Below are 23,413 nucleotides of genomic sequence, written 5' to 3' on the forward strand. Positions count from 1 at the left end.
CTGCGGGCTGCCGGGTTCCGGCATCGAACAGGTGCCCGAGCTGCTGGTCCACGCCGTGAACCGCGGGGCCTTCCGGATGCCGGCCATGTTGCTGGACGGCAACGGCACCTTGGGTGCCCTGCGCGGCAATCCGGCGGTGTCCGGATACTTCGGGCCCGGCGACTCGTGGCGCGTCACCGAGCTGGTGCTGCAGCTCGGGGATCCCGGGTGCGTCCAGCCGCTTCTTCTGGTGGCGTGCGGGCTCGGCGGCTGGGCCCAGGTCCTCGAGGGGAATGCGTTCCTGGGCCTTGAGGCGCTGCTGGCCGGATTTGCGCGCACCGCACCCGCGCTGGGACGCGCCCTGGTGGTGTGCGGTGACCGGGACCTGACAAGTTCGCGGGCGGCATCGTTGTGCGAGACCCGATGGTATTTTCCACGCGGCGCCGGCCCTGAGGTGCTCATGGGGTGGCCACAGCTGCGCAAGGTCGCCTCCCACGTGGGCCGAGGCGTGCTCCTGGCGCCCGACGGGCCCCCGCGCGGCTCGGAGTTCCAGCTGCTCGACGGGCCCGCGGCCATGCCGCTGCCTCCGGGGCCGACGCCGGTGGGCTGGCTGCGTTCACTGCCTCTGCCCGAGGACCTGTCGTCGGCGGGCGTGCCAACGGACGCCGGGACGCCGCCGGCGCTGGCCGTCGGGCTCTGCGGTCCGGACAACCGTCCCTTCCTGTGGTCCCCCGGCCCCTGCGGGTTGGTCATTGGGCACGAAGGTTCCGGCAAAACGACGCTTCTGGAGCACCTCGCCGCGCTGGGCGGATCGGGGGCGGGACACACCGTGCACCTGGGTCTGGACGACGAGTTGCCGACGCAGGCCGAGGAGTTTCTCCGGCTCCACCCGCAGGCGGCGCGTGTGTTGGTGGATCGTGCCGATCTGCGTGCGGCACAGGCGTCCCGGGCCGCCGAGGCGTTGCTGGGCGCCCGCATCCAGGTGATCCTCAGCGCCGAGCCGTCCGCTCGCCTGCTCTTTGAACTGGGGCTCTCGGCGGTGGTGCGGGACCAGCGCTCGTTCCTGGTGCTCGACCCCCAATTCGGTGCGGATGCCGATCCCAGCGGGTTCAGGCTGCCTGCCGCCACCACGAGCGTCCGCGGACGTGCCGTGGCCATTGATCGCGGAACGATCCGCCAGATCCAGTGCGTGAACCGCAGGGCGTGACCGGGGCTGGCTCCCGCCTCGGGTCAGCTACCCGGTTTGGCGTCAGGCGACGGGCGGTCACCCAGGAAGGCGGTGGTTCTCGGGTCGAAGAGCAGCACCACGATGAGCGCCGCGGGAACTAGCCACAGCCACGCCATCAGCGCATCACCGCTTTGGAAATAGGGGATGGCCAAAATGATCTGGAAGACCTGCCACATCAGGGCCGCCGCACGTGTCCATGCCCTGGCCCTGAAGAAGTGGTGGGCGACCAGCAGTTGCCAGGCACCCGCGGCGGTGATCAACAGGAGCATGAAGATGCGCGCCCCCATGCCCAGGTCTCCATCCTTGCCGAGGGCCATGGCGTAGGTCAGCGCGTAGAACAGGACCGCCAGGCCTTCGAGAACCAGAAGCGCGGAAATGAGCAGCACCGAGACCGGGCGGCGTTGGATCGCGGGGCGGACGGGCTTTGGCGCTGGCTGGTTCATCACGCCTCAAATCTAGTACGAGCACCATCCCCGAAGCGAAAGGCGGGGCCTGGAGGGTGTGACAAAAGACCACACAATGAGCCAAAAAATACCCTTGTCACGGCGGGGGAAACCTGTTAGCCGGACGCCCAAAATAGGCGCTTGTGACCAAGCACTCAAGGATGCGGACGTATTTGCAACACAGGACCCTTGTTTACGTGAACGTAACATGAAAACCTTGTTAGGCAGTCGTTCGGGTATGGCAATTTTCCCGCCGGACTGCTTTTGCCCCGGCTTTTCACGCTGGGCAATCCCCCTCACTTTTCCTAGATTCAAGGAGCATCATCAAGCATGGATTGGCGTAGCCGCGCGGCCTGTCTGGACAAGGACCCGGAACTCTTCTTCCCGGTAGGAAACACCGGACCGGCCCTGCTCCAGATTGAAGAAGCCAAGAGTGTCTGCCGACGGTGCCCCGTAGTGGACACCTGCCTGGCCTGGGCCATCGAATCCGGCCAAGATGCTGGCGTTTGGGGCGGCATGAGCGAAGACGAGCGTCGCGCGCTCAAGCGCCGAGCAGCACGGGCCCGTCGGGCCTCCTAGTTCGATCGGTGTTCAACAGCACCTGCATTCGGCTCCATGCCGAGCAACACTCGCGGCGCAGCAACCTTGCGGTCCCCGTGTTGCGAACCCTACCCATTTCCCTACCACTGGTTACGATCGATAAGTGACAGAGCCACACACCGACCCCCGCATAGGCACGACGCTCGATGAACGCTATCGGCTCGATGCCCGCATCGCCGACGGCGGCATGTCCACCGTCTACCGCGCCATGGACGTGAGGCTTCACCGCACCGTCGCCGTGAAGATCCTGCACGCGCACCTGGCCTCCGATCCCGATGTCCTGGAGCGATTCGCCTCCGAGGCGATCATTGCCGCAGGACTCACCCACGACAACATCGTGGGGATCCGCGACCACCACGTCTCGGGCACCACCGCCTACCTGGTGATGGAATTCGTGCGCGGGCTGAACCTGCGCGAGTCCCTCGCGGACCGCGGCCGCTACACCCCGCGCCAGGCCCTCGTGGTGCTGCAGGCCATCTGCACCGGGCTGTCGGTCGCGCACGAGGAAGGCATCGTGCACCGAGACATGAAGCCCGCCAACGTGCTGATTTCCGACGAGGGTCGCATCAAGGTCGCCGACTTCGGGCTGGCCCGCGCCGCCTCGGCCCACACCAACGCCACCAACTTCTTCGGCACCGCCGCGTACATCTCCCCCGAGCTGGCCAAGGGCGAACCGTCCGATGAGCGCAGCGACATCTATGCCGTGGGGATCATCGCCTACGAACTGCTCACCGGGCGCCAGCCCTTCACCGCCGAAAGCGCCTACGGGCTGGCCTTCAAGCACATCAACGACGATGTCCCGCCGCCGTCCGCACTCGTGCCGGGGCTTTCCCCGGAGCTGGACGAGCTGGTGGCCTATTGCACCAACAAGGACCCGGAGGACCGGCCGCAGAACGCGACCTTCCTGCTCAGCGACCTGAAGCAAATCCACGATTCGCTGGCCAGGGAGCAACTCGACCTGGGCTCCGAAACCCTGGGAGGGCTCAAGGACCTGATTCCGCCGGCGACTTCCGCCCACACCACCGTGCACGACCGCTTGGCCCTGGCACAGGAGTACCGCGATTCGGCGGCTGCCGGACGAGCCTCGGGCGACAGCACCGTGGCCCTGCCTGCACGGTCCGGAGACGAGGGTCCCGCCCCGACCGAGGACCCCACCCGTGCCCTTGGCCCCGATGCGCAAAACACGACTGTCCTGGCGGCCGGTCCGCAAAACACCCAGGTGCTCTCGGGTTCGGTCGACGCCTCCGCGCAGGAGGACCAGGGCCACACCCGGGCGCTGCAGGTGCAGCCCCAGCGGCCGGTCTCCGCTCGGCAGGCCAAGAAGAACGCCAAGGCGGCCGAGCTTGCCTGGCGCAGGGATGCACAAATACCGACCCGCCAACTGGCCCCCAAGTCCCCGGCCCGGCGCAAGTGGCTGATCGGGACCCTGTTGACCCTGCTGGCAGCACTCGTTGCGGCCGTCAGCTTCTTCTTCGGCATGGGCCCCGGAGCGCCCTTCACGATCCCCACGCTGACCGGGCTCGCCGGCACCGAGGCCGTGCAGCGGCTGGCTGACACCGGCGTGCAGGCCGGTACCCGTGAGGTATTCGACGACAAGCTTGAGCGCGGCCTCGTGGTTGGAAGTGAACCCGCCGCAGGGGAATCGATCCGCCGATTTCAAGGACTCCAGCTCCTGGTCTCCAAGGGTCCCGAACTCTTCTCCGTCCCGAACCTGACCGGCCGCACGCAGTCCGCGGCCGAGAAGGACCTGAAGGCCGCGAACCTTGCCGCGGGCAAGGTCACGAAGAAGTACTCCGAGGAAGTCGACAAGGGCGTGGTCCTCGGCCATGACCCGGAACCCGGGAAAAAACTCCGTCGCGGCAGCAAGATCGCACTTGTCATCTCCCGTGGACCCGCCCCCGTGGACGTTCCATCCCTTGCCGGGATGACCCCCAAGCAGGCCGATGACGAATTGAAGCAGGCCGGGCTGAAGGGCAAGTCGTCCGGCAAGGAATACAACACCGAGGTGCGGGCCGGAGACATCATTTCGCAGAAGCCGGCCGGCGGGCAGGTCGAGCGCGGCACGACGGTGGAATACGTGGTTTCGCGCGGTCCGCGGATGATCGAGGTGCCCAACATGCAGGGCAAACAGATCGGCGAGGCACGCCGGGAGCTGGAATCCCTGGGCTTCGAGGTCCAGGTCGAGGAGTTGCTGGGCGGCTTCTTCGGAACCGTGCGTTCACAGGACCCCTCCGGCGGCAAGGCTCCGCAGGGTTCGACGGTTCGCCTGGTCGTGGTCTAGCGCCTGGCGCCTCCGACGCCAACGCGCCGGCCATCAACGCGATTCACTGCCCCGCAAACGGCAATGGCCGGGTTCCTTCCCTGTGTAACAGGTGAAGGAACCCGGCCATCGTCGTTCCGGCGGGATGTGGCTAGCCGCGGACCCCGCGCTTGGCCAGGGCCCCGGAGACCAGGAAGGCCATTTCCAGGGACTGCTTGTGGTTCAGGCGCGGGTCGCAGACCGACTCGTACAGGTCGTCGAACTGTTCCTGGCGGATCGGGTCGGCGCCTCCGAGGCACTCGGCCACGTCGTCGCCGGTCATTTCCACGTGCAGGCCGCCCGGGTAGGTGCCCAGCGAGTCGTGAACCTCGAAGAAGCCGCGGACCTCGTCCATGACGTCGTCGAACTTGCGGGTCTTGTAGCCGTTTTCACTGGTGACGGTGTTCCCGTGCATCGGGTCGGTGACCCAGAGGACCTGGGCGCCGGAGGCGGTGACCTTCTCGACCAGGTTCGGCAGCTTCTCGCGGATGTTCTTCGCGCCCATGCGCGTGATGAAGGTCAGGCGGCCCGGCTCGCGGTTCGGGTCCAGCTTCTCGATGAGCGCCAGGGCGTCCTCGGGAGTGGTGGTCGGGCCGAGCTTGACACCGATCGGGTTGCGCACGCGGGAGAGGAAGTCGACGTGCGCGCCGTCGAGCTGGCGGGTGCGCTCACCGATCCACAGGAAGTGGCCGGAGGTGTCGTAGGGCAGCTCGGTGCGCGAGTCGGTGCGGGTCAGCGCGCGCTCGTAGTCGAGCAGCAGGGCCTCGTGGGAGGCGAAGAACTCGGTGCGCTTGAGCGCCTCGAAGTCGGCGCCGCAGGCGTCCATGAAGCGCACGGCGCGGTCGATCTCGCCGGCCAGCTGCTCGTAGGCGGTGTGCGCCGGGTTCGCCATGAAGCCGGCGTTCCACGAGTGCACGGAGCGCAGGTCCGCGAAGCCGCCCTGGGTGAAGGCGCGGATCAGGTTCAGCGTGGCCGAGGAGGTGTTGTAGGCCTGGACCATGCGGCGCGGGTCGTGGGCGCGGGATTCGGGGGTGAACTCGTAGCCGTTGACGATGTCGCCGCGGAATGCCGGCAGGGTGACCCCCTCGCGGGTCTCGTCGTTGGAGGAACGCGGCTTGGCGAACTGCCCGGCCATGCGCCCCATCTTGATGACCGGCATCGAGGCGCCGTAGGTCAGCACGACGGCCATCTGCAGGATGGTCTTCACGCGTGCGGAGATCTTGTCGGCGGTGGCGCCGTCAAAGGTCTCGGCGCAGTCGCCGCCCTGCAGCAGGAAGGCCCGTCCCTGTGCGGCCTCGGCCAGGCGCTCGCGCAGCACGTCGACCTCGCCGGCAAAGACCAGCGGCGGGCGGGAGCCGAGCTCGGACACGGACTCGGCATAGTGCGGGTGCTCGCTCCACGTCGGCTGCTGGGCGATGGGCAGGGTGCGCCAGATGTCCAGTGCGGGGTCGGCAGCGGGACCGGCCGGTGAACGTCCGGGCATTGAGGAAGTCGAAGATAGCTGAGTCACTCTCCAAGGGTAAACCGCTGCGGGGCCCGCCGGGGCATTCATGGCGTAACCGATGGACGCATCGGGTTCACAGTCCCGGCCGCGGAGGCCGATCCGGCTACTTCTTCTTGCCTGCCTCGCGGCGTTCGGCATCCAGCTGCGCCTTGACGGTGGCGGCATAGGTGTCGGCGTATTCCTGGCCGGAGAGGCGCATGATCGCGTACATGATCTCGTCGACCACCGAGCGCTGCACGAAGCGGTCCTCGCTCATCCCCGCATAGCGGGAGAAGTCCAGGGGCTCGCCGATGATCATGCCCACGCGGCGGATGTTCGGGACGCGCTTGCCGATGGGCTGGACCTTGTCGGTGCCGATCATGGCGATCGGGATGACCGGGACCCCCGCCTCCAGGGCCAGCTTGGCGACCCCGAGCTTGCCGCGGTACAGCCGCCCGTCGGGACTGCGCGTGCCCTCGGGGTAGATGCCCAGCAGGGATCCGTCGAGCAGCGCCTGGGCTCCGGCGCCCAGCGAGTGCGCGCTGGCCGCCCCGCCGGAGCGGTCCATCGGTATCTGGTTGATCATCCGGAAGAACCAGGCGGTGATCCGGCCCTTGGGGCCCTTGCCGGTGAAGTAGTCCATCTTCGCCAGGAAGATCACCGGGCGGCTCACGGCCACGGGCAGGAAGATCGAGTCGGAGACGGAGAGGTGGTTGCTGGCCAGGATCGCGCCACCGGACTCCGGAATGTTCTCCAGCCCCTTGACCCAGGGGCGGAAGAACACGTTCACGAGCGGCCCGACGATGAACCGCTTCATAAATTGGTAGAACATGTTGGACGTGCCTTCCGGGCCGAGGGTGCTACGGGCTTCCACCGGGGCGGGTGCGTGCGGTGCCCGGGTGTGTGCCCGGAGACCTGGTGTTGATCACGCCGTTCTCGGTTAGGCTCTAACTGTAGGCAAAACTACGCCATCGGTCACACTCGGCGCGACGCGGTGCCGGTGGGACCCGGTGCCCGTTCCCCCTTACGATCCATGCAGGAGCACGCACCCGCCATGCCTCAGACACCAACGGCCGCCGGCCCCAACGCACCCTTCCACCATGCCGGGACCAACGGCGCCGCGGTCATGGTGCTCCACGGCTTCACCGCCGGCCCGGCGGGGCTGCTGCCCTGGGCCCGGGCCTTTGCCGAGGCCGGATACACCGTGAGCCTGCCGCTATTGCCCGGGCACGGCACCCGCTGGCAGGACCTGGCGGCCACGAAGTACACCGCAATCCTCGACGCCGTGCGCCGGGAACATGCGGCCCTGGCGGCCACCCACGCACGCGTCTACGTCGCCGGGCTGTCCATGGGCGGCGCCCTGGCGCTGAACCTGGCCTCGACCCATGCCGTGGCGGGGCTCGCGCTGGTCAACCCGGGACTGACCCTGTCCTCCCCGCTGGCGCCCTTCACCGGGGTGCTGCGCCACCTGTCCCCGACCGTCGCGGCGATCGCCAACGACATCGCCAAGCCCGGCGGCGACGAGCACGCCTATGACCGCACCCCGGTGGGCGGGGTGCACGAGTTGCGCAAGCTCTTCAGGGACACCATCAAGCGGCTGCCGCAGGTGGAAGCCCCTGTGGTGGTGTTCCGCTCGGACACCGACCACGTGGTGCCCGAGTCCAGCCTCGAGGTGCTGCGCGCGGGGCTCGGTGCGGGTGTCCACCTTGAGGTGAACCGGTTGACGCGCAGCCTCCACGTGGCCACGCTTGACTATGAGGCGGAAGAGATTTTCGCCCGTTCCATCGAGTTCTTCCAGGAAGTTGACGGCAGCAGGCCATGACCAACCCCATGCACGAGCCGGCAGGATCCGGCGACTCCGACGATTCGGTGTGGGAGGACCTGGTCCGCCGGCTGGAGGCGACGCCCGGCGACACCGCAGCACACGCTTCCGGCGACTCCCCCGCGGCGCCCGGCGACAACGCCCCGAGGGGCGTGGACCCGGAGCTCTTCCGGATGCACCCGGCGTTGGGCGGACCGCGTGACCACGAGCTGGCGGAGCAGGACGAGGGCGCGTTCATCCCCGAGGATCCCCCGGCCCTGGGTTCGGGAAACCCGCTGCTGACCCTGGCCTGGTCGTGTGCCGCCGGTGCCCCGATCGCCCTGCTGCTGTTGGCCATCTTCTGGCGCCGGGCGCCGATTCCGCTGTGGATCGGCCTGGTCGTGGTGGCGGTCGCCGCCGCGGTGTTCCTCTTCGCCCGGCTGCCGCGCCACCGCCAGGAAGGCGACGACGGGGCGCGCGTGTAGCCGCGCCCCGGGGATTGTTGCGTATCGGGGAAAATGCCCGTAAGTTACTTGTCAGTAAGCAATGTGTGACCCGAACCACTAGGATGGGTGACATGGGGGAAAAGGGTTGGCGGGCACGCGCAACACCGCCCCGGAACCGAAGGAGCTCCAAATGCAGGAATTAACAGTCCCCCCGCTGGTGGAGAACCCGCCGCAGACCAACATCACCGACCTGCTCCTGCGCCATGCCCGGTCCGCCGCCGACCCGGCGCTGCTCTCCAAGCCGGGCCCGAACGGGACCTGGATCGACATGCCGGCCTCGGAATTCGCGGCGGAGGCCTCCGCCCTGGCCAAGGGGTTCATCGCCTCCGGCATCGCACCGGGGGCACGGATCGGCCTGATGGCCCGCACCCGCTACGAGTGGACGCTCGTCGACTTCGCCATCTGGTTCGCCGGCTGCGTCACGGTTCCGGTCTACGAGACTTCCTCCCCCAGCCAGGTCGCCTGGATCCTGGGCGACTCCCACGCGGTTGCCGCCGTCGTGGAGGCCCCGCGCCATGAAACCGTCGTGCGCCAGGCCGCCCACCAGGAGGGCCTGGAGAAGCTGGAACACGTGTGGCAGATGGACGGCAACGGGCTCGACGCGCTGCGCGAGGCGGGCAAGGACGTCGAGGACGCGGTCTTGGAGGAGCGTCGCTCGGCAGCCGGCCTGGACTCGCTGGCCACCATCATCTACACCTCCGGCACCACCGGGCGGCCCAAGGGCTGCGAGCTGACCCACTCGAACTTCGTCGAGCTCAGCGACAACGCCGCCGCCGAGCTTCCCGAGGTCGTCTACCCGGGCGCGGCAACCATCATGTTCCTGCCGCTGGCCCACGTCTTTGCCCGCTACATCTCGGTGCTCGCGGTGGCCGGCGGGGTCAAGGTGGCCCACACCGCCGACGTGAAGAACCTGCTGCCGGACCTGCAGTCCTTCCAGCCGAACTTCATCCTCGCGGTGCCCCGGGTCTTCGAGAAGGTGTACAACTCCTCGATGCTCAAGGCCGAGGACGCCGGCAAGGGCAAGATCTTCCACGCCGGCGCCGACACCGCCATCGCGTTCTCCCGCGCCGAACAGGACGGCAAGGTCCCGCTGGGCCTCAAGCTCAAGCACAAGCTCTTCGACGTGCTGCTCTACGGCAAGATCCGTGCCGCGATGGGCGGGAAGGTCGTGCACGCGGTCTCCGGCGGCGCGCCGCTGGGCGAGCGGCTGGGGCACTTCTTCCACGGCATCGGCCTGACGGTGCTGGAGGGCTACGGCCTGACCGAGACCACCGCCCCGATCACGGTGAACACTCCCAAGAACCTGAAGATCGGCACCGTGGGGCGCCCGCTGCCGGGCAACGCCGTGCGGATCGCGGAGGACGGCGAGATCCTGGCCAAGGGCTTCTGCGTGATGCGCGGCTACTACAACCGCCCGGACCTCGAGGCGGAGACCTTCGCCGACGGCTGGTTCCGCACCGGGGACATCGGCGAGCTGGATGCCGAGGGCTTCCTGCGCATCACCGGGCGCAAGAAGGAAATCATCGTCACCGCCAGCGGCAAGAACGTGATCCCGGCACTGCTGGAGGACCAGATCCGCGCCGACGCCCTGGTCTCCCAGTGCGTCGTGGTCGGCGATGCCCGCCCGTTCATCGCCGCGCTGGTCACCCTGGACGCGGAGGCGCTTCCGGGCTGGCTGCAGCGCCACCAGCTGCCCGCCGGTACCACCGTCGCCCAGGCCGCGGAACTTCCGCAGGTCCGCGACGCGATCGCCGCGTTGGTGGAAAAGGCCAACGCCGCGGTCTCGCGGGCCGAGGCCATCAAGGAGTTCCGCATCGTGCCCGAGGATTTCACCGAGGGCTCCGGACACCTGACCCCGTCGCTGAAGATCAAGCGCGCCCAGGTGCTCAAGGACTACGAGTCGGTGCTCGAGGAGATCTACTCGGGGTCCAAGCCGCGCGCCTAGCGCCGGATCCGCACCACCGCACGCGCGGGCCGGCACACCCAGGCCCAGCAGCGCGTTTTCCACGACCTCGCTCAGCGCCGGGTGGATCCAGAACTGCCCGCGGGCCATGGTGGCCACGTCCAGGCCGGTCGCCATCGCCTGGATGAGCGGCTGGATCAGCAGCGAGGCCTCGTGTCCCATGACGTGGGCGCCCAGCAGCAGGCCGGTGTCCCGGTGCGCCAGCAGCTTCACGATGCCTTCCTCGTCCTCCATGGCCCAGCCATAGGCGGTGGACCCGTAGGGCTGGAGCACGGAGAGCACGGCGTCGTCCCCGTGCTCGGCGCGCGCCTGCTCCTCCGTGGCGCCGACGTAGGCGATCTGCGGGTTGCTGAACACCGCCGCCGGCACGAAGCGGCGGTCCATGGGCCGCATCGCGTCGGGGTTCTCCAGGTTGTGGATGACCACGCGGGCCTCGCGGTTTGCCACGTGCTTGAGCTGATCGGTGTTTGCCGCATCTCCCAGCCCGAAGAGCCCGGGCACAGGGATTCCCGCGGCCAGGACACGCTGGTACTCGTCAACCACCAACGAGCCGTCCTGGCGCAGGTCGAACCCGACCTCCGCGGCCCCGAGCCTGTCGGTGTTGGGCGTCCGCCCGGTGGCCACCAGCACCACGTCGGCCTCAAGCTCCAGGGGCTGCCCGTCGCGCTCCAGGCGGACCTTCAGCATGTCCCCCTGCTTGTCGATGCCCTGCAGCGCCGCGTTGAGTTCGAGCCCCCAGCGCTTGGAGGCGGCCCGGGTGAAGGCCGCGGAAATGTCGGCGTCCTGCCGGCGCATCAGGGCGCCGGAGCGGTTGACCTGAACGACCTCGCTGCCCAGGGCGGAGAAGACGGCGGCGAATTCGCTGGCGATGTAGCCGCCGCCGAGGATCACCAGGCGCTTGGGCAGCTCGGCCAGGCGCATGATGGTGTCCGAGGTGTGCACCCCGGGCAGTTCGATGCCCGGCACCTGCGGCAGCACGGCGCTCGAGCCGGTGGCGATGACGAAGTTGTCTGCGGTGATGCTCTCCCCGCTTTCCGTGCGCAGTTCGTTGCGCGAGACGAACCTGACGTGCTCGGTGTAGAGCGTGACGTTCTCAAGTTCCTTGGCGCGGTAGTTCTTGCCGGCCTCGGAAATGGCGTCGATGCGCCCGAAGATGCGGTCCCGCATGGATGCCCAGTCGGCCCCGTCGAAGCTCATCGAAACGCCCAGGCGCTTGGCCTCGGCGACGGATGCGGCCAGCTGCGCCGGGTAGACGAACATCTTGGTGGGGATGCAGCCGACGTTCAGGCAGGTGCCGCCGAAGGTGCCGGCATCGATGATTGCCACCTTCCGCCCGTTCCAGTGCTCGGTGATCAGCGAGTTCCCGGATCCGGATCCGATGATTGCCAGGTCGTAATGTGCCATGGGGTGCTTAGTTCTCCTCAAGGATGGTGGAAAGTTCGTCGACAAGTTGGTCAAGGGCGCGCCGGGTGGCTCTCCGAGGGGCCCGCGCAGGGGTCGCGGGGATGCCGAGTGATGGGTCGTGGGGCAGCAGGACCAGTGGCCGGTCCAGGTCCGCCGGGAGCTGCAATGCCGCCCCGTCCGCGGCACCGAGGTTAACAACAACCAGTGTGCGTGCCGGCATTCCCTTCCTGTTGTTGGCCTCCAGCCAGCGCAGCTTTTCGCCCAGGACCGTGGTCACCTCGGGGTCCGCCGGGGAAACGAGCACCAGGGCGTCGGTGTCGCCCAGCATTCCGGCGAATGCGGCGCGGGCGAGGCCGGGACCGGCCGTCCGGAACCGCCAGCCCTTGCCTTCGGTCCGGCGCCCGAGGGCGGCGGCCAGGGTCTTGGCGCCCGCATGTTCCGCCAGGGAAACCAGCGTGATGACCTTGTGGTCCCGCGGCGTGGGTGCGGGACCGGCTGAAGGCGCCGGGGCGTCCGCGGACGAGGGAGCGGAGTCCTCCGGCAAGATATCTGCTGCTTCCGCGCCTGCGTCGGCATCGGCATCCGGCTCGGGCTCGGACTCGGGACGGGATTCGGGATCGGCGTGGCCTGCGGCCGCATCCCCCGGGGCATCAGCTTCCGGTTCGGTAGGCCCGGCGGATTCGGCTTCCACTGCATCGGCTACGGCGGTTTCGGATAGCGTGGCCTCGGCTTCGGCTGCCGTGGCTTCGGCTGCCGTGGCTTCGGCTGCCGTGGCTTCGGCTGCCGGGGCTTCGTGTTCCGGGATATCCCCCGCGGCGGCGGGCCGGGCAGCTGCGGGCGTTGGTTCATCGGCCGGTGCCGGCGGCGGATTCTCGGTGGCGGTCCGGGGCTCGGCGTGCGGCGCCTCGGCCACGGCCGCCTCGTCGGCACCTGCGGCTTCCGGTGGCGCCGGGCGTGCCCGCCGCGCGAACCACCGTGCAATGAAACCTGCCCGATTGACGGCCATGGGACCCCACTCCTTCCAACGGCGGTCCGCTCTCGGTCCGCCGCCTGCTCTTTGCCCCTGGTGCATCCACTGGCAATTGGCACCCTAACACGCAAGCGAGGATGGACCGCGCCCCGGTCCCCGGATCCGGGGCGGGCGCGGTCCATCCTCGCGCACATTGCATTGGTTGTTGCGGTGCCGGCCCTCCAGGGGACGGCCGGCACCGTGTGGCTATGCCGGGTCGATGACCACCAGCAGGTCCCCGCCCTGCACCTGGGCGGTGCCGGCGATCGCCAGGCGGGCCACGGTGCCGGCGACCGTGGAGGTGATCCCGGCCTCCATCTTCATGGCCTCGATGGTGGCGACGGTGCCGCCGACCTCGATGCGGTCGCCCACGGCCACCTGGGCGGTGACGGCGCCGGCGAACGGGGCCGCAACGTGCCCGGGGTTCGCCGAGTCGGCCTTCTCCGCGGCAACCACCGTGGATTCCACCGACGCGTCGCGCACCAGGAGCTGGCGGGACTGGCCGTTGAGCGTCACCGTCACGGTGCGCATGCCCTTCTCGTCGGCATCGGAGATCGACTGCAGGATCACCAGCAGGCGCACTCCCTTGCCCAGGGACACCACATGCTCGCGGCCCTTGACCAGGCCGTAGAGGTAGTCGCGGGTGTGCAGGACCGACAGGTCCCCGTAGTTCTCCACGCTGGCCGCGAAGTCACGCGTCGGGCCGGCAAAGAGCAGGCGGTTCAGCGTGGCGCGGCGGGTGTCCGAGTCGGCAGCCAATGCGGCGGAGTCCTCGGCCGAGAGTTCCTCGACGTGCGGGCGCACGACGCGCCCCTCCAGGGCCTTGGAGCGGAACGGCTCGGGCCAGCCTCCCGGAGGATCGCCGAGTTCCCCGGAGAGGAACTGGATGACCGAGTCCGGGATGTCGAAGGACTTCGGGTCCTTCTCGAATTCGGCCGGGTCCACGCCCATGCCCACCAGCTGCAGGGCGAGGTCGCCGACGACCTTGGAGGACGGGGTGACCTTGACCAGGCGGCCCAGGATGGCGTTGGCCGCGGTGTACATGTCTTCGATGGCCTCGAAGCGCTCCCCCAGGCCCAGCGCGATGGCCTGCTGGCGCAGGTTGGAGAGCTGGCCCCCGGGGATCTCGTGGCGGTAGACGCGGCCGGTCGGGGCGGCGAGCCCGGACTCGAACGGCGAGTACATGGTGCGCACCGATTCCCAGTAGGGTTCCAGCGACGCGGCGGCCTCCAGGGAGATGCCGGTGTCGCGCTCGGTGTTCTCCAGCGCCGCGATCAGCGCGGAGGCCGATGGCTGGGAGGTGGTCCCGGACATCGATGCGGCCGCGACGTCCACGGCGTCGACCCCGGCGTCGATGGCTGCCATCAACGTGGCGGACTGGCCGCCGGCGGTGTCGTGGGTGTGCAGGTGCACCGGCAGGTCGAAGCGCTCGCGCAGGGCGGTGACCAGCTTCGCGGCCGCGGCCGGACGCAGCAGCCCGGCCATGTCCTTGATCGCCAGGATGTGCGCCCCGGCGTCGACGATCTGCTGCGCCAGGTTCAGGTAGTAGTCCAGCGTGTACAGGTCCTCGGCCGGGTCCAGTAGGTTGCCGGTGTAGCACAGCGCCACCTCGGCGACCGCGGTGCCGGTCTCCCGGACCGCCTTGATGGCCGGGGCCATCTGCGAGACGTCGTTGAGCGCGTCGAAGATGCGGAAGATGTCGATGCCGGTGGCGGCGGCTTCCTTCACGAACGCGTCGGTGACCTCGGTCGGGTACGGGGTGTACCCCACGGTGTTGCGTCCGCGCAGCAGCATCTGCAGCGGGATGTTCGGCAGCTCGGCACGCAGCAGCGCCAGGCGCGCCCACGGGTCCTCGCCCAGGAAGCGCAGCGAGACGTCGTACGTCGCCCCGCCCCAGACCTCCATGGAGAACAGCTGCGGCATCACGTGCGCGTACGCCGGGGCCGCGGCCAGCAGGTCGCGGGTGCGCACGCGGGTGGCCAGCAGCGACTGGTGGGCGTCGCGGAAGGTGGTGTCGGTGACCGCCACGGCCTTCTCGGCGCGCAGCGCCCTGGCGAAGCCCTCCGGGCCCAGTTCCAGCAGGCGCTGGCGCCACCCGGCGGGCGGGGTCTGGTCCGAGGGGCCGTCAAACGGGCTGCGCTCCGGCTCGGAGGCCTTGTCCCCGGGGAATGCCGGGAGCTTCTTGCGCGGGTCGATGCCCTCGATGCGCTCACCGTTGGGCTGGTTCACCGTGACGTCGGCCAGGAACGCGAGCGCCTTGGTGCCGCGGTCCTGGGACTTCTTCCCGGCCAGCAGCTCCGGGTGCTTGTCGATGAAGTCGGTGGCGGCCTCGCCGGCCAGGAAGGCCGGGTCGTCGAGCACGTTCATGAGGAACGGGATGTTGGTGGTCACGCCGCGGACGCGGAACTCGGCCAGCGCCCGGCGGGCGCGGGCCACCGCGGTGGCGAAGTCGCGGCCGCGGCAGGTGAGCTTGACCAGCATCGAGTCGAAGTGCGGGGAGACCTCGGCGCCGGTGTAGATGGTGCCGCCGTCCAGGCGCACGCCGGAGCCGCCGGCGGAGCGGTAGACCGTAATGGTCCCCACGTCCGGGCGGAAGCCGTTGGCCGGGTCCTCGGTGGTGATGCGCGACTGCAGGGCGACGCCGCGGATCTGCAGGTCCTCCTGGCGGATGCCCAGGTCTTCCAGGGTCTCGCCGGCTGCAATGCGCATCTGCGCCTGTACCAGGTCGACGTCGGTGATTTCCTCGGTGACGGTGTGCTCGACCTGGATGCGCGGGTTCATCTCGATGAACACGTGCTGTCCGGCGCGCTCGCCCACGGTGTCGACCAGGAACTCCACGGTTCCGGCGTTCTGGTAGTTCAGCGCCTTGGCGAACTTCACGGCGTCGGCGTAGAGCGCCTGGCGGATGTTCTCGTCCAGGTTCGGGGCCGGGGCGATCTCGATGACCTTCTGGTGGCGGCGCTGCAGCGAGCAGTCGCGCTCGAAGAGGTGCACGACGTTGCCGTGCTCGTCGGCCAGGATCTGGACCTCGATGTGGCGCGGACGCAGGACTGCCTGCTCCAGGAACACCGTCGGGTCGCCGAAGGCGCTTCCGGCCTCGCGCATGGCCGCAGAGAGCGACTCGGCAAGCTGGTCGCGGGTGTCGACACGGCGCATGCCGCGGCCGCCGCCGCCGGCAACTGCCTTGACGAAGATCGGGAAACCGATCTTGTCGGCCTCGGCGGTGAGGTACTCAAGGTCGTCGCTGGGGTCCGAGGACTGCAGCACCGGAATGCCGGCCGCCCGTGCGGCACGCAGCGCGGCAACCTTGTTGCCGGCCAGTTCCAGCACCTCCGCGGCGGGGCCAATGAACTTGATGCCCGCTTCCGCCGCGGCACGCGACAGGTCCGGGTTCTCGGACAGGAATCCGTAGCCCGGGTAGATGGCATCCGCGCCGGCTTCCTTGGCGACGCGGATCACCTCGTCCACGTCCAGGTAGGCGCGGACCGGGTGGCCCTCCTCGCCGATCCGGTAGGCCTCGTCGGACTTCTGGCGGTGGATCGAGTTGCGATCCTCGTAGGGGTAAACGGCGACAGTCTTCGCGCCCAGCTCATAGCCGGCACGGAAGGCGCGAATTGCGATCTCGCCGCGATTGGCTACCAAGATCTTCTTAAACATGGCGCTCCTGCGAAATGACATAGTGATGAATGACGCGCACGAATTTCAGGGTTTGAACTCGTGTTTTCGGTGCCGGTCGTGTGTGGTCCGGCATCCAACGACACACACTACCGTGACGGGGCACACCCATGGCAAAAGATTGCGGCGGTCACGAAACACTGGTGTCAGCCGGTCGTTGGGACAGGTGGCGGCAAAGGATCCAGAAGCCGATTATGATGTTGAGGGAACCAACTCGTTAAGTCGCGAGCAACTAACAGTAGAAAAGGGCGTGGTCCGTTCCGTGCAGGTAGTGAGCATTAGCAGCCTTAAAGGTGGCGTAGGGAAGACCTCCGTTACATTGGGGCTCGCTTCGGCCGCCCTCGCCGCTGGTATCCCCACACTCGTGATCGACCTGGACCCGCACGCCGATGCCAGCACCGGCCTGGGCGTGCGCGCCGACGGCAAGATGACCATCGGGCGGATGCTCAAGGCCTCGCGCAAGGCGAGCCTTTCCGACAACATCGTCTCCAGCTCCTGGCAGGCCAAGGCCGTTTCCAAGCGTTCGCTGACCCGGGTCCCGGTGCTCGATGTGGCCGTGGGCGATGCCTACACCGGCGTCTACGACCGCCCCGACCTGCGTGCCCGCGACTTGCGCCGGCTGACCCAGCTGCTCTCCAAGACCTCCGGTTACGCGCTGGTGCTCATCGACTGCCCGCCATCGCTCAACGGACTGACCCGGATGGCATGGAGCGCCAGCGACCGCATCCTGCTGGTTGCCGAGCCGTCGCTGTTCTCCGTGGCCGGCACCGAACGCACGCAGCGTGCCCTGGAAATGTTCCGCAAGGAATACGCTCCGGATCTCGGGCGCATCGATGTGGTCGCCAACCGGGTGCGCAAGGATTCGGACGAGCACCGCTTCCGCCTGACCGAAATGCGTTCCATGTTCGGCACCTCGGTGCTGAGCCCCGAGCTTCCCGAGTTCGCGGACTGGCAGCAGATCCAGGGCGCGGCATACTCCGTGCACCAGTGGCCGGGCAGGCCCGCGCAAAAGACTGCCGGGCTGTTCGACGAGTTGCTGCGCAACATCACGGACACGGCCGGGAAGCCTTCTAGCAGCTAGCCGGCGCCCCGCCGCGCCACGGTCCCGAAACGCAAAACCGCCCCAACACTCGCCCGCGCAATGCCCGGGCAACGAAGGGGCGGTTTTTTGCTGGTTGAACTCCACCTTGCGGGCACCGGCATCGTCGCGGGCATGAAAAAGGACGAGGCCGGAAGCCACCTGCGCGTTGGCGCATCGGCGGCATCCGGCCCCGTCCACAAGAATTCGTGTGCGGGCCAGAACCTAGCTGGCGGACCGCTTTGCTGCGCGACGCAGGGCCAACTCATCCCCCGGGAAGTCGGTGGCACGTTCGCTGGGAAGCTGCGACAGAGATCCCTCAACCTCACGCCACACTCGCCCAACGGCGATGCCGAAGACGCCCTGGCCGCCCTGGACCAGGTCGATGACCTCGTCCGCGGAGGTGCACTCGTACACCGAGGCACCGTCACTCATCAACGTGATCTGGGCAAGGTCTTCCACCCCGCGCTCGCGAAGGTGTCCGACCGCGGTCCGGATCTGCTGCAGGGACACCCCGGTGTCCAGCAGCCGCTTGACGACCTTGAGCACCAGGATGTCGCGGAAACCGTAGAGGCGCTGCGATCCCGAGCCCTTGGCACCGCGGACGGCAGGTTCGACCAAGCCGGTACGTGCCCAGTAGTCGAGCTGGCGGTAGGTGATGCCAGCCGCCTTGCAGACGATCGGGCCCCGGTATCCGGCGTCTTCATCGAGAACCGGCAGGTCCTCGGTGAAGAGGAGTCCTTGGGTATTGCGAAGGGACGCGGCATGCGTAGGTAAGGCCGCGTGTTGGTCGTCCGTGGGATTCATTGGAATCTCCTTGCTCAAGCATCCCCGTGAGGGAAAGAGGGCTGCCGGGCGTGGAACGACTCCGTTGCGAGTGAAACCGAAATCCGCGGATGGCAATCCTTGGGAAACTTATGCTTCGACGGTACGACTACATTGGGGCCGCGTCAAAGACCTTCAAGCTTAACTTGAGGCGTGTCGCGGACGGTCGTCTATTTATCGAAGTCTTCGGGCTCGACCTCGTTGAGGAATTCCCGGAACTCGCGCACCTGGTCTTCCTCCCCCTCGGCGACCTCGGCGTCCTCCGAGACCATCACCGAGGCTTCGTCGAGCACCTGGTCGTCACACAGGATCGGGCATTGCGCCCGGAGCGCCAGGGCGATGGCGTCGGAGGACCGGGCATCGACCCGAACGTCGTCGGCAAAGACCAGTTCCGCGGTGAAGACCGCGTTGAGAACCGAGACGATCTCCACACGCACCAAAGTCGCGTGCAAGGCCTGGAGGGTCGAAATCATCAGGTCGTGGGTCAACGGGCGCGGCGGGACAATGCCCTGCTGGAACATGGCGATGGCCGAAGCCTCGGGGGCGCCGATCCAAATCGGCAGGTGGCGTTGGGTGTTGGCTTCCTTGAGCAGGACAAGCGGCTGGTTGGAGGGAAGTTCGATGCGAACTCCGACAACTTCAAGTTCTTGCATGGTTCGCTCCTTAACTCGGGTCGCTGCAACTTGCAGCCACCGTGTGTCCGGCCTAGTGATCCAACTTGGCGATGGCGCCGTTGACCAACGCACCATGCAATGCCATGCAGGCATCGCTGATTTCGCGGGCGGTCTCCGCTGCCCTGGCACGCGAGGCGACATCCCCGCGGCTCATGTGGGGGGCCACGACGCGTTCAACCAGTCCCACTTCGCGGTCGGCCGCCGCGCGGAAGGCCCGCAAGTGCCGCGGCTCGATGCCGTGCGCGGCAAGCGCTGCGGAGGCCGCGGCAATCTTTTGTGCGTGCTCGTCGAAGCGATCGTTTTCCGGCGCGATCATGCCGAAGGCCAGCAGGTCGTTGACCAGCTCCGGGCTGGCGCCGCACAGTCCCTGTAACTCGGCCTTGGTCACCGGGCGGGTGCGGGCAACCAGGTCCTGGGTCATCTGTTCGCTGATGCTCCGCGGGGCCAAGGTATGGCCGCCGGGCAGTTGCTCGGGCCGGTCACCGGCGTCGACGGCGTCAAGGTAGTCCTTGATGACCTTCAGCGGCAGGTACTGGTCCCGTTGCAGGCCCAGGATGAAGCGCAACCGGCCGACGTCGTCGGGCAGGTACTTGCGGTAACCGGCTGACGTGCGTTGCGGGGTCAGCAGCCCCTTTTCCTCGAGGAAGCGAATCTTGGAGGCCGTGACCTGCGGGAATTCATCATGAAGCTCCGAAAGGACCTCGCCGATATTGAGCGCAACGGCGCGCTGGGTATCGCCGGCAACTACTGCCAGTCGCGGGTTTCGGGCTGCCTGATTCACTACGTTGTCCTGCTTAGTCGCGGGTGTTGGCCGGGTTGTTGGGCAGCGCGTTGTAGAAGGTCAGCCGGAATTTTCCGATCTGAACTTCCGAGCCGTTGGCCAGTCGCACAGAGTCCACGCGGTCGTTGTTGACGTACGTTCCGTTCAGTGAACCGCTGTCCAAGACGCTGAAACCTTCGGCATCACGAATGAACTTGGCGTGCTTGCGCGAGACCGTGACGTCGTCGAGGAAGACCGCCGCATCCGGGTGGCGTCCCGCCTGGGTCACGTCCTGGTCCAGGAGGAAGCGTGCGCCCTGGTTCGGTCCGGAGTGGGCAATCAACAACGCGGAACCTTGCGGCAGGGCGGAGACTGCTGCGCGTTCTTCAACGCTCAGGCCATAGAAGACAACAGGTTCACGCGTCACCGGTGGCAATGCAATTCCCGTTGTTTCGGTAGACGACTCGTGCTGCTGGTTAGGCACCTGAGCTTCAGCCATTTCCGGTCCTCCAAAAATCTTTCTCATAATTCCCTTTGGACGTTGTCCAACCCCAAATTGAGGCAATCGTCCTATCACCAGATTAGCCTACTAGCCACCAGTTGGTTTTCGTGAATAACGGAGCAGTTAATCTCCCCGGTTGGCCTCTCGGCATGGCAGGATGCAAATATGCCTGATTTCGAAAACACAGACCAGTCATCCACGGACGAGTCCCGCAGGTCCGATTCGAAGCCCCGCTGGGGCCTGCGCATTGGGCTGGGTGCCGCCGCGCTCATCCTACTGGCAATCCTCTACCTTGTCGTACGCCTATTCCTGCCCGTTTGGTGGGCAACTAATATCGGAAACCAAACGCAGGGTTCGGTCACCAGCGGAATCATCCTTGGCCTCATATATGGCTTTGTATTCACCTTCGTTCCGCTGCTCGTGGCCTGGCAGGCCCGGTTCAAGAAGGTGTCATGGCCATGGAAGGCCGTCATTGTCATGGTTGCCGTCTTGTTGGCGACCCCGAACCTGCTGACCCTCAGCATCTACGCAAACTCGTCCGGTGCCGCCGCCAAGGCCAGGTCCATGATGGACGTCAGCGCCACGTGGTTCCCGTCCTGGTCCGTCGGTGGCGCGGCCGCCGCCTTGGTGCTCTTCTTGGGCATGGCCGCGTTCTGGCACCTGTGGCGTGCGCGGGGCAAGAAGATGAAGGCCTTGAAAACAGAAATGAAGGGCCAATCCGAGCTGAAGGAAGCGGCTGGGCAGATGCGGGACGATCGATCGACCCCGAACACGGAATCAGGCCGGCACAACCCCCAGACCCCGGCCTGAGCACCTCGGGAAAACCCTGGGGACCCATGTCCTCCGGCTGACCGAAGATACTGCCAACCATCACCCAAGGGCGCCTCGCCAAGCCGTCCCCGCCATTCAGGGGATGACGCTTGGCGGGGCGCCCTTGGTGTCTGCCGCCCAATGGTCGCCGATCGGCATGCAGGTTCCAGCCTCGGGAGGGACGTGCAGCGCCCCCACGCGCCCAGGACCCGGGGACGGAACCTCCCGCGCCCGCGACCCCGCCCGGCCGCTGGCCGGCTTTCCAGGCGCCGCTGCAGCGTGAATGGTCTTGGAGTGGCGAAAGGTAACCACTGTCACAGGTCCAAGGAATTGTTCGCTGGTCCCGGGAGAACGATTACGCGCGGTGGCTTTCGACTGGCCGGCGCAATACCCGGGGTGGCCGGGTGGTGGCAGTCCACGTGGAGAATGAGAAACCAGCAGAAGCACGCAGAAGCGGGAAAGCCCGGAAAGACCCCGTGACATGGAAAAACCCCGGCAGTTCAACGCTACTTCGTTGATCTGCCGGGGTTTTTAACCGGTCGGGCTAGCGGGATTCGAACCCACGGCCTCCTGACCCCCAGTCAGGCGCGCTACCAAGCTGCGCCATAGCCCGGTTGCTTTCGCAGCCGTTCTCCCTCACTCTCGTGAAGGTGCCGTCTGCGAAAAGCTCCGTGATTACCCTACCCTATTTTTTCGACTACTTCGAACGCTGACGCTTTTCGCGCACTCGCATCGACACTTCGATGGGCGTTCCCTCGAAGCCAAAGGTCTCACGAAGCCTGCGGGTAATGAATCGGCGGTACCCGGGATCCAGGAAACCTGTGGTGAACAGCACAAATCGCGGCGGACGCGAGGAGGCCTGGGTACCGAAGAGAATACGCGGCTGCTTGCCTCCGCGCAGGGGGTGCGGGTGCGCCGCCACAAGCTCGCCCAGGAAGGTGTTGAGCTTGCCGGTGGAGATGCGCTTGTCCCACGATTCCAGGGCCGTGTGCAGGGCGGGGACGAGCTTGTCCTTGTGCCAGCCGGTCTTGGCCGAGATGTTCACGCGCGGTGCCCACTCCACGTGCGCCAGGTCGGTTTCGATCTCGCGCTCCAGGTAGCGGCGGCGGTCGTCGTCCATCAGGTCCCACTTGTTGAACGCGAGCACCAGGGCGCGGCCCGAGTCGATGGTCATCTGCAGGATGCGGACGTCCCGCTCGGAGAGGACCTCGTCGACGGCCAGCAGCACGACGGCGACCTCGGCCTTTTCCAGGGCGGCCTGGGTGCGCAGCGAGGCGTAGTAGTCCGAGCCCTGTGCCATGTGCTGGCGGCGGCGGATGCCGGCGGTGTCGACGAAGCGCCAGACCTCGTCGCCGAGCTCGACGAGTTCGTCGACCGGGTCGCGGGTGGTTCCGGCGAGGGTGTCAACGACCACGCGCTCGGAGCCGGCCATCTTGTTCAGCAGCGAGGACTTGCCCACGTTCGGGCGGCCGACCAGCGCGATGCGGCGCGGGCCGCCGCGCGGGATGATCCCGCCGAAGGCGGAGTACTCGGGGAGCTTGGCGACCACGGCGTCCAGCAGGTCGGCCGCGCCGCGGCCGTGCAGGGCCGAGACCGGCCAGGGCTGGCCGAAGCCCAGGCCCCAGAGGAACGACGCGTCGGCTTCCTGGTTGGCGTCGTCAACCTTGTTGGCGACCAGCAGCACCGGCTTCTTCTTCCGGCGCAGCATCTTCACGACTGCCTCGTCGGTGGCGGTCGCGCCGACGCGCGAGTCCACGACGAAGAGGATGACGTCGGCGATGTCGGCGGCGACCTCTGCCTGCTCGGCGACGCGGGCGTGGATGCCCTTGGCGTCGTGCTCCCAGCCGCCGGTGTCGACGACGGTGAAGTTCTTCCCGAGCCACTCGGCCTGGTAGGAGACGCGGTCGCGGGTCACGCCCGGGACGTCTTCCACGACGGCCTCGCGGCGGCCCAGGATGCGGTTGACCAGGGTGGACTTGCCCACGTTGGGGCGCCCGATGATGGCGAGGACCGGTGGGATGACCTCGTCGGCGTCGTCGTCGAAGTCATCGCCCAGGTGCGCCAGCAGTTCGGCGTCCTCGGGGTCCAGGTCGTAGTCGTCGAGGCCGGCCAGCAGCGCGGTGGCGCGTGCGTCGGCATCCTCGTCGCTGATTTCGGCCAGGCGGTCGGCGATGTGGTCCTCGTTGTTGAACGGGACGTACTCGGCGCCGTCGTCCGGAAGCAGGCTCTCACTCATGGTGTGGTTCCTTTGCGTTGCGTGCCTCCACCAAACGCGGAAGCCGGTATCAATTCAAGCATGTACCCCGCCCCGGCGCGCGGCTTTCGCTGCGCACCGGGGCGGGGCCGGTGATCCGCCGGCGGCGGATCGGGAGGT

At 67.6% G+C, this 23,413-nt stretch carries 18 protein-coding genes, 1 tRNA gene and 1 pseudogene; 8 read left to right on the forward strand and 12 right to left on the reverse strand.

What is annotated here, in order from left to right; translation table 11 throughout:
* Positions 1-1,186, forward strand: a 1,186-nt coding sequence (locus tag ACIPVK_RS17300) for a hypothetical protein (RefSeq protein ID WP_407613224.1), incomplete at its 5' end; no start/stop codon positions are given.
* A gap of 23 nt (positions 1,187-1,209) precedes the next feature.
* Here ACIPVK_RS17300 and ACIPVK_RS17305 read toward each other — a convergent pair.
* Positions 1,210-1,653 carry a hypothetical protein gene (locus ACIPVK_RS17305; protein WP_407613225.1) on the reverse strand — a complete coding sequence of 148 codons (444 nt, stop codon included), beginning with the start codon at positions 1,651-1,653 and terminating at the stop codon, positions 1,210-1,212.
* A 327-nt stretch (positions 1,654-1,980) separates the two neighbouring features.
* Here ACIPVK_RS17305 and ACIPVK_RS17310 point away from each other — a divergent pair, with 327 nt between their 5' ends.
* Together ACIPVK_RS17310 and ACIPVK_RS17315 are read left to right on the forward strand one after the other, a co-directional pair.
* Positions 1,981-2,229 (forward strand): WhiB family transcriptional regulator, encoded by a 249-nt coding sequence (locus tag ACIPVK_RS17310; protein WP_007271814.1) that lies wholly within the window; start codon positions 1,981-1,983, stop codon positions 2,227-2,229.
* A gap of 124 nt (positions 2,230-2,353) precedes the next feature.
* A complete protein-coding gene (locus ACIPVK_RS17315; protein WP_407613226.1) occupies positions 2,354-4,531 on the forward strand; it encodes a protein kinase domain-containing protein in 2,178 nt (725 codons plus the stop codon).
* Positions 4,532-4,661: 130 nt separating this feature from the next.
* Here the strand turns inward: ACIPVK_RS17315 and ACIPVK_RS17320 are convergent, their stop codons facing one another.
* Together ACIPVK_RS17320 and ACIPVK_RS17325 are read right to left on the reverse strand one after the other, a co-directional pair.
* Positions 4,662-6,032 carry a class II 3-deoxy-7-phosphoheptulonate synthase gene (locus ACIPVK_RS17320; protein WP_407613227.1) on the reverse strand — a complete coding sequence of 457 codons (1,371 nt, stop codon included), beginning with the start codon at positions 6,030-6,032 and terminating at the stop codon, positions 4,662-4,664.
* 124 nt (positions 6,033-6,156) lie between these two features.
* Entirely contained in the window at positions 6,157-6,864 is a 708-nt protein-coding gene (locus tag ACIPVK_RS17325) for a lysophospholipid acyltransferase family protein (RefSeq protein ID WP_407613228.1), read from the reverse strand.
* 222 nt (positions 6,865-7,086) lie between these two features.
* Here ACIPVK_RS17325 and ACIPVK_RS17330 point away from each other — a divergent pair, with 222 nt between their 5' ends.
* From ACIPVK_RS17330 to ACIPVK_RS17340, 3 genes are all read left to right on the forward strand, one after another.
* Complete coding sequence (locus ACIPVK_RS17330; RefSeq protein ID WP_407613229.1) at positions 7,087-7,854, forward strand: alpha/beta hydrolase; 768 nt, start codon at positions 7,087-7,089, stop codon at positions 7,852-7,854.
* Positions 7,851-8,318, forward strand: a complete 468-nt coding sequence (locus tag ACIPVK_RS17335; protein ID WP_407613230.1) for a hypothetical protein — start codon at positions 7,851-7,853, stop codon at positions 8,316-8,318. The genes ACIPVK_RS17330 and ACIPVK_RS17335 overlap by 4 nt, the downstream gene beginning before the upstream one ends.
* Before the next feature lie 151 nt (positions 8,319-8,469).
* A complete protein-coding gene (locus tag ACIPVK_RS17340; protein WP_407613231.1) occupies positions 8,470-10,284 on the forward strand; it encodes an AMP-dependent synthetase/ligase in 1,815 nt (604 codons plus the stop codon).
* A gap of 63 nt (positions 10,285-10,347) precedes the next feature.
* On the opposite strand, the pseudogene ACIPVK_RS17345 reads toward ACIPVK_RS17340, so the two are convergent.
* The 3 genes and pseudogenes from ACIPVK_RS17345 to ACIPVK_RS17355 form a co-directional block, all read right to left on the reverse strand.
* Positions 10,348-11,706, reverse strand: a pseudogene (locus ACIPVK_RS17345) (mycothione reductase); the annotation flags it as partial.
* Between the two features lie 7 nt (positions 11,707-11,713).
* A complete protein-coding gene (locus ACIPVK_RS17350; protein WP_407613232.1) occupies positions 11,714-12,712 on the reverse strand; it encodes a hypothetical protein in 999 nt (332 codons plus the stop codon).
* A gap of 210 nt (positions 12,713-12,922) precedes the next feature.
* Positions 12,923-16,372, reverse strand: coding sequence for a pyruvate carboxylase (locus tag ACIPVK_RS17355; RefSeq protein WP_407613233.1), 3,450 nt, complete (start codon positions 16,370-16,372; stop codon positions 12,923-12,925).
* Between the two features lie 280 nt (positions 16,373-16,652).
* Between ACIPVK_RS17355 and ACIPVK_RS17360 the strand changes: the two genes are divergently transcribed.
* Positions 16,653-17,471: a ParA family protein gene (locus ACIPVK_RS17360; protein WP_407613256.1), complete on the forward strand. Its 819-nt coding sequence runs from the start codon at positions 16,653-16,655 to the stop codon at positions 17,469-17,471.
* Between the two features lie 222 nt (positions 17,472-17,693).
* Here ACIPVK_RS17360 and ACIPVK_RS17365 read toward each other — a convergent pair whose 3' ends face one another.
* From ACIPVK_RS17365 to ACIPVK_RS17380, 4 genes are all read right to left on the reverse strand, one after another.
* Positions 17,694-18,275 (reverse strand): MerR family transcriptional regulator, encoded by a 582-nt coding sequence (locus ACIPVK_RS17365; RefSeq protein WP_407613234.1) that lies wholly within the window; start codon positions 18,273-18,275, stop codon positions 17,694-17,696.
* Between the two features lie 188 nt (positions 18,276-18,463).
* Positions 18,464-18,946, reverse strand: a complete 483-nt coding sequence (locus ACIPVK_RS17370; RefSeq protein ID WP_407613235.1) for a bifunctional nuclease family protein — start codon at positions 18,944-18,946, stop codon at positions 18,464-18,466.
* A 52-nt stretch (positions 18,947-18,998) separates the two neighbouring features.
* Entirely contained in the window at positions 18,999-19,721 is a 723-nt protein-coding gene (locus ACIPVK_RS17375) for a MerR family transcriptional regulator (RefSeq protein WP_407613257.1), read from the reverse strand.
* Positions 19,722-19,761: 40 nt separating this feature from the next.
* Positions 19,762-20,226: an FHA domain-containing protein gene (locus tag ACIPVK_RS17380; RefSeq protein WP_407613236.1), complete on the reverse strand. Its 465-nt coding sequence runs from the start codon at positions 20,224-20,226 to the stop codon at positions 19,762-19,764.
* 168 nt (positions 20,227-20,394) lie between these two features.
* Here ACIPVK_RS17380 and ACIPVK_RS17385 point away from each other — a divergent pair, with 168 nt between their 5' ends.
* Positions 20,395-21,039 (forward strand): hypothetical protein, encoded by a 645-nt coding sequence (locus ACIPVK_RS17385; RefSeq protein WP_407613237.1) that lies wholly within the window; start codon positions 20,395-20,397, stop codon positions 21,037-21,039.
* A 539-nt stretch (positions 21,040-21,578) separates the two neighbouring features.
* Here ACIPVK_RS17385 and ACIPVK_RS17390 read toward each other — a convergent pair.
* Both ACIPVK_RS17390 and der read right to left on the reverse strand, forming a co-directional pair.
* Positions 21,579-21,652: transfer RNA gene (locus ACIPVK_RS17390), tRNA-Pro, on the reverse strand.
* Positions 21,653-21,736: 84 nt separating this feature from the next.
* The gene (gene der / locus ACIPVK_RS17395; protein ID WP_407613238.1) at positions 21,737-23,275 is read right to left on the reverse strand and encodes a ribosome biogenesis GTPase Der; all 1,539 of its coding nucleotides are present in this window, start codon (positions 23,273-23,275) and stop codon (positions 21,737-21,739) included.
* Between the last annotated feature and the right edge of the window lie 138 nt (positions 23,276-23,413).

Source organism: Paeniglutamicibacter sp. MACA_103 (assembly GCF_045798555.1).
GTDB lineage: Bacteria > Actinomycetota > Actinomycetes > Actinomycetales > Micrococcaceae > Paeniglutamicibacter.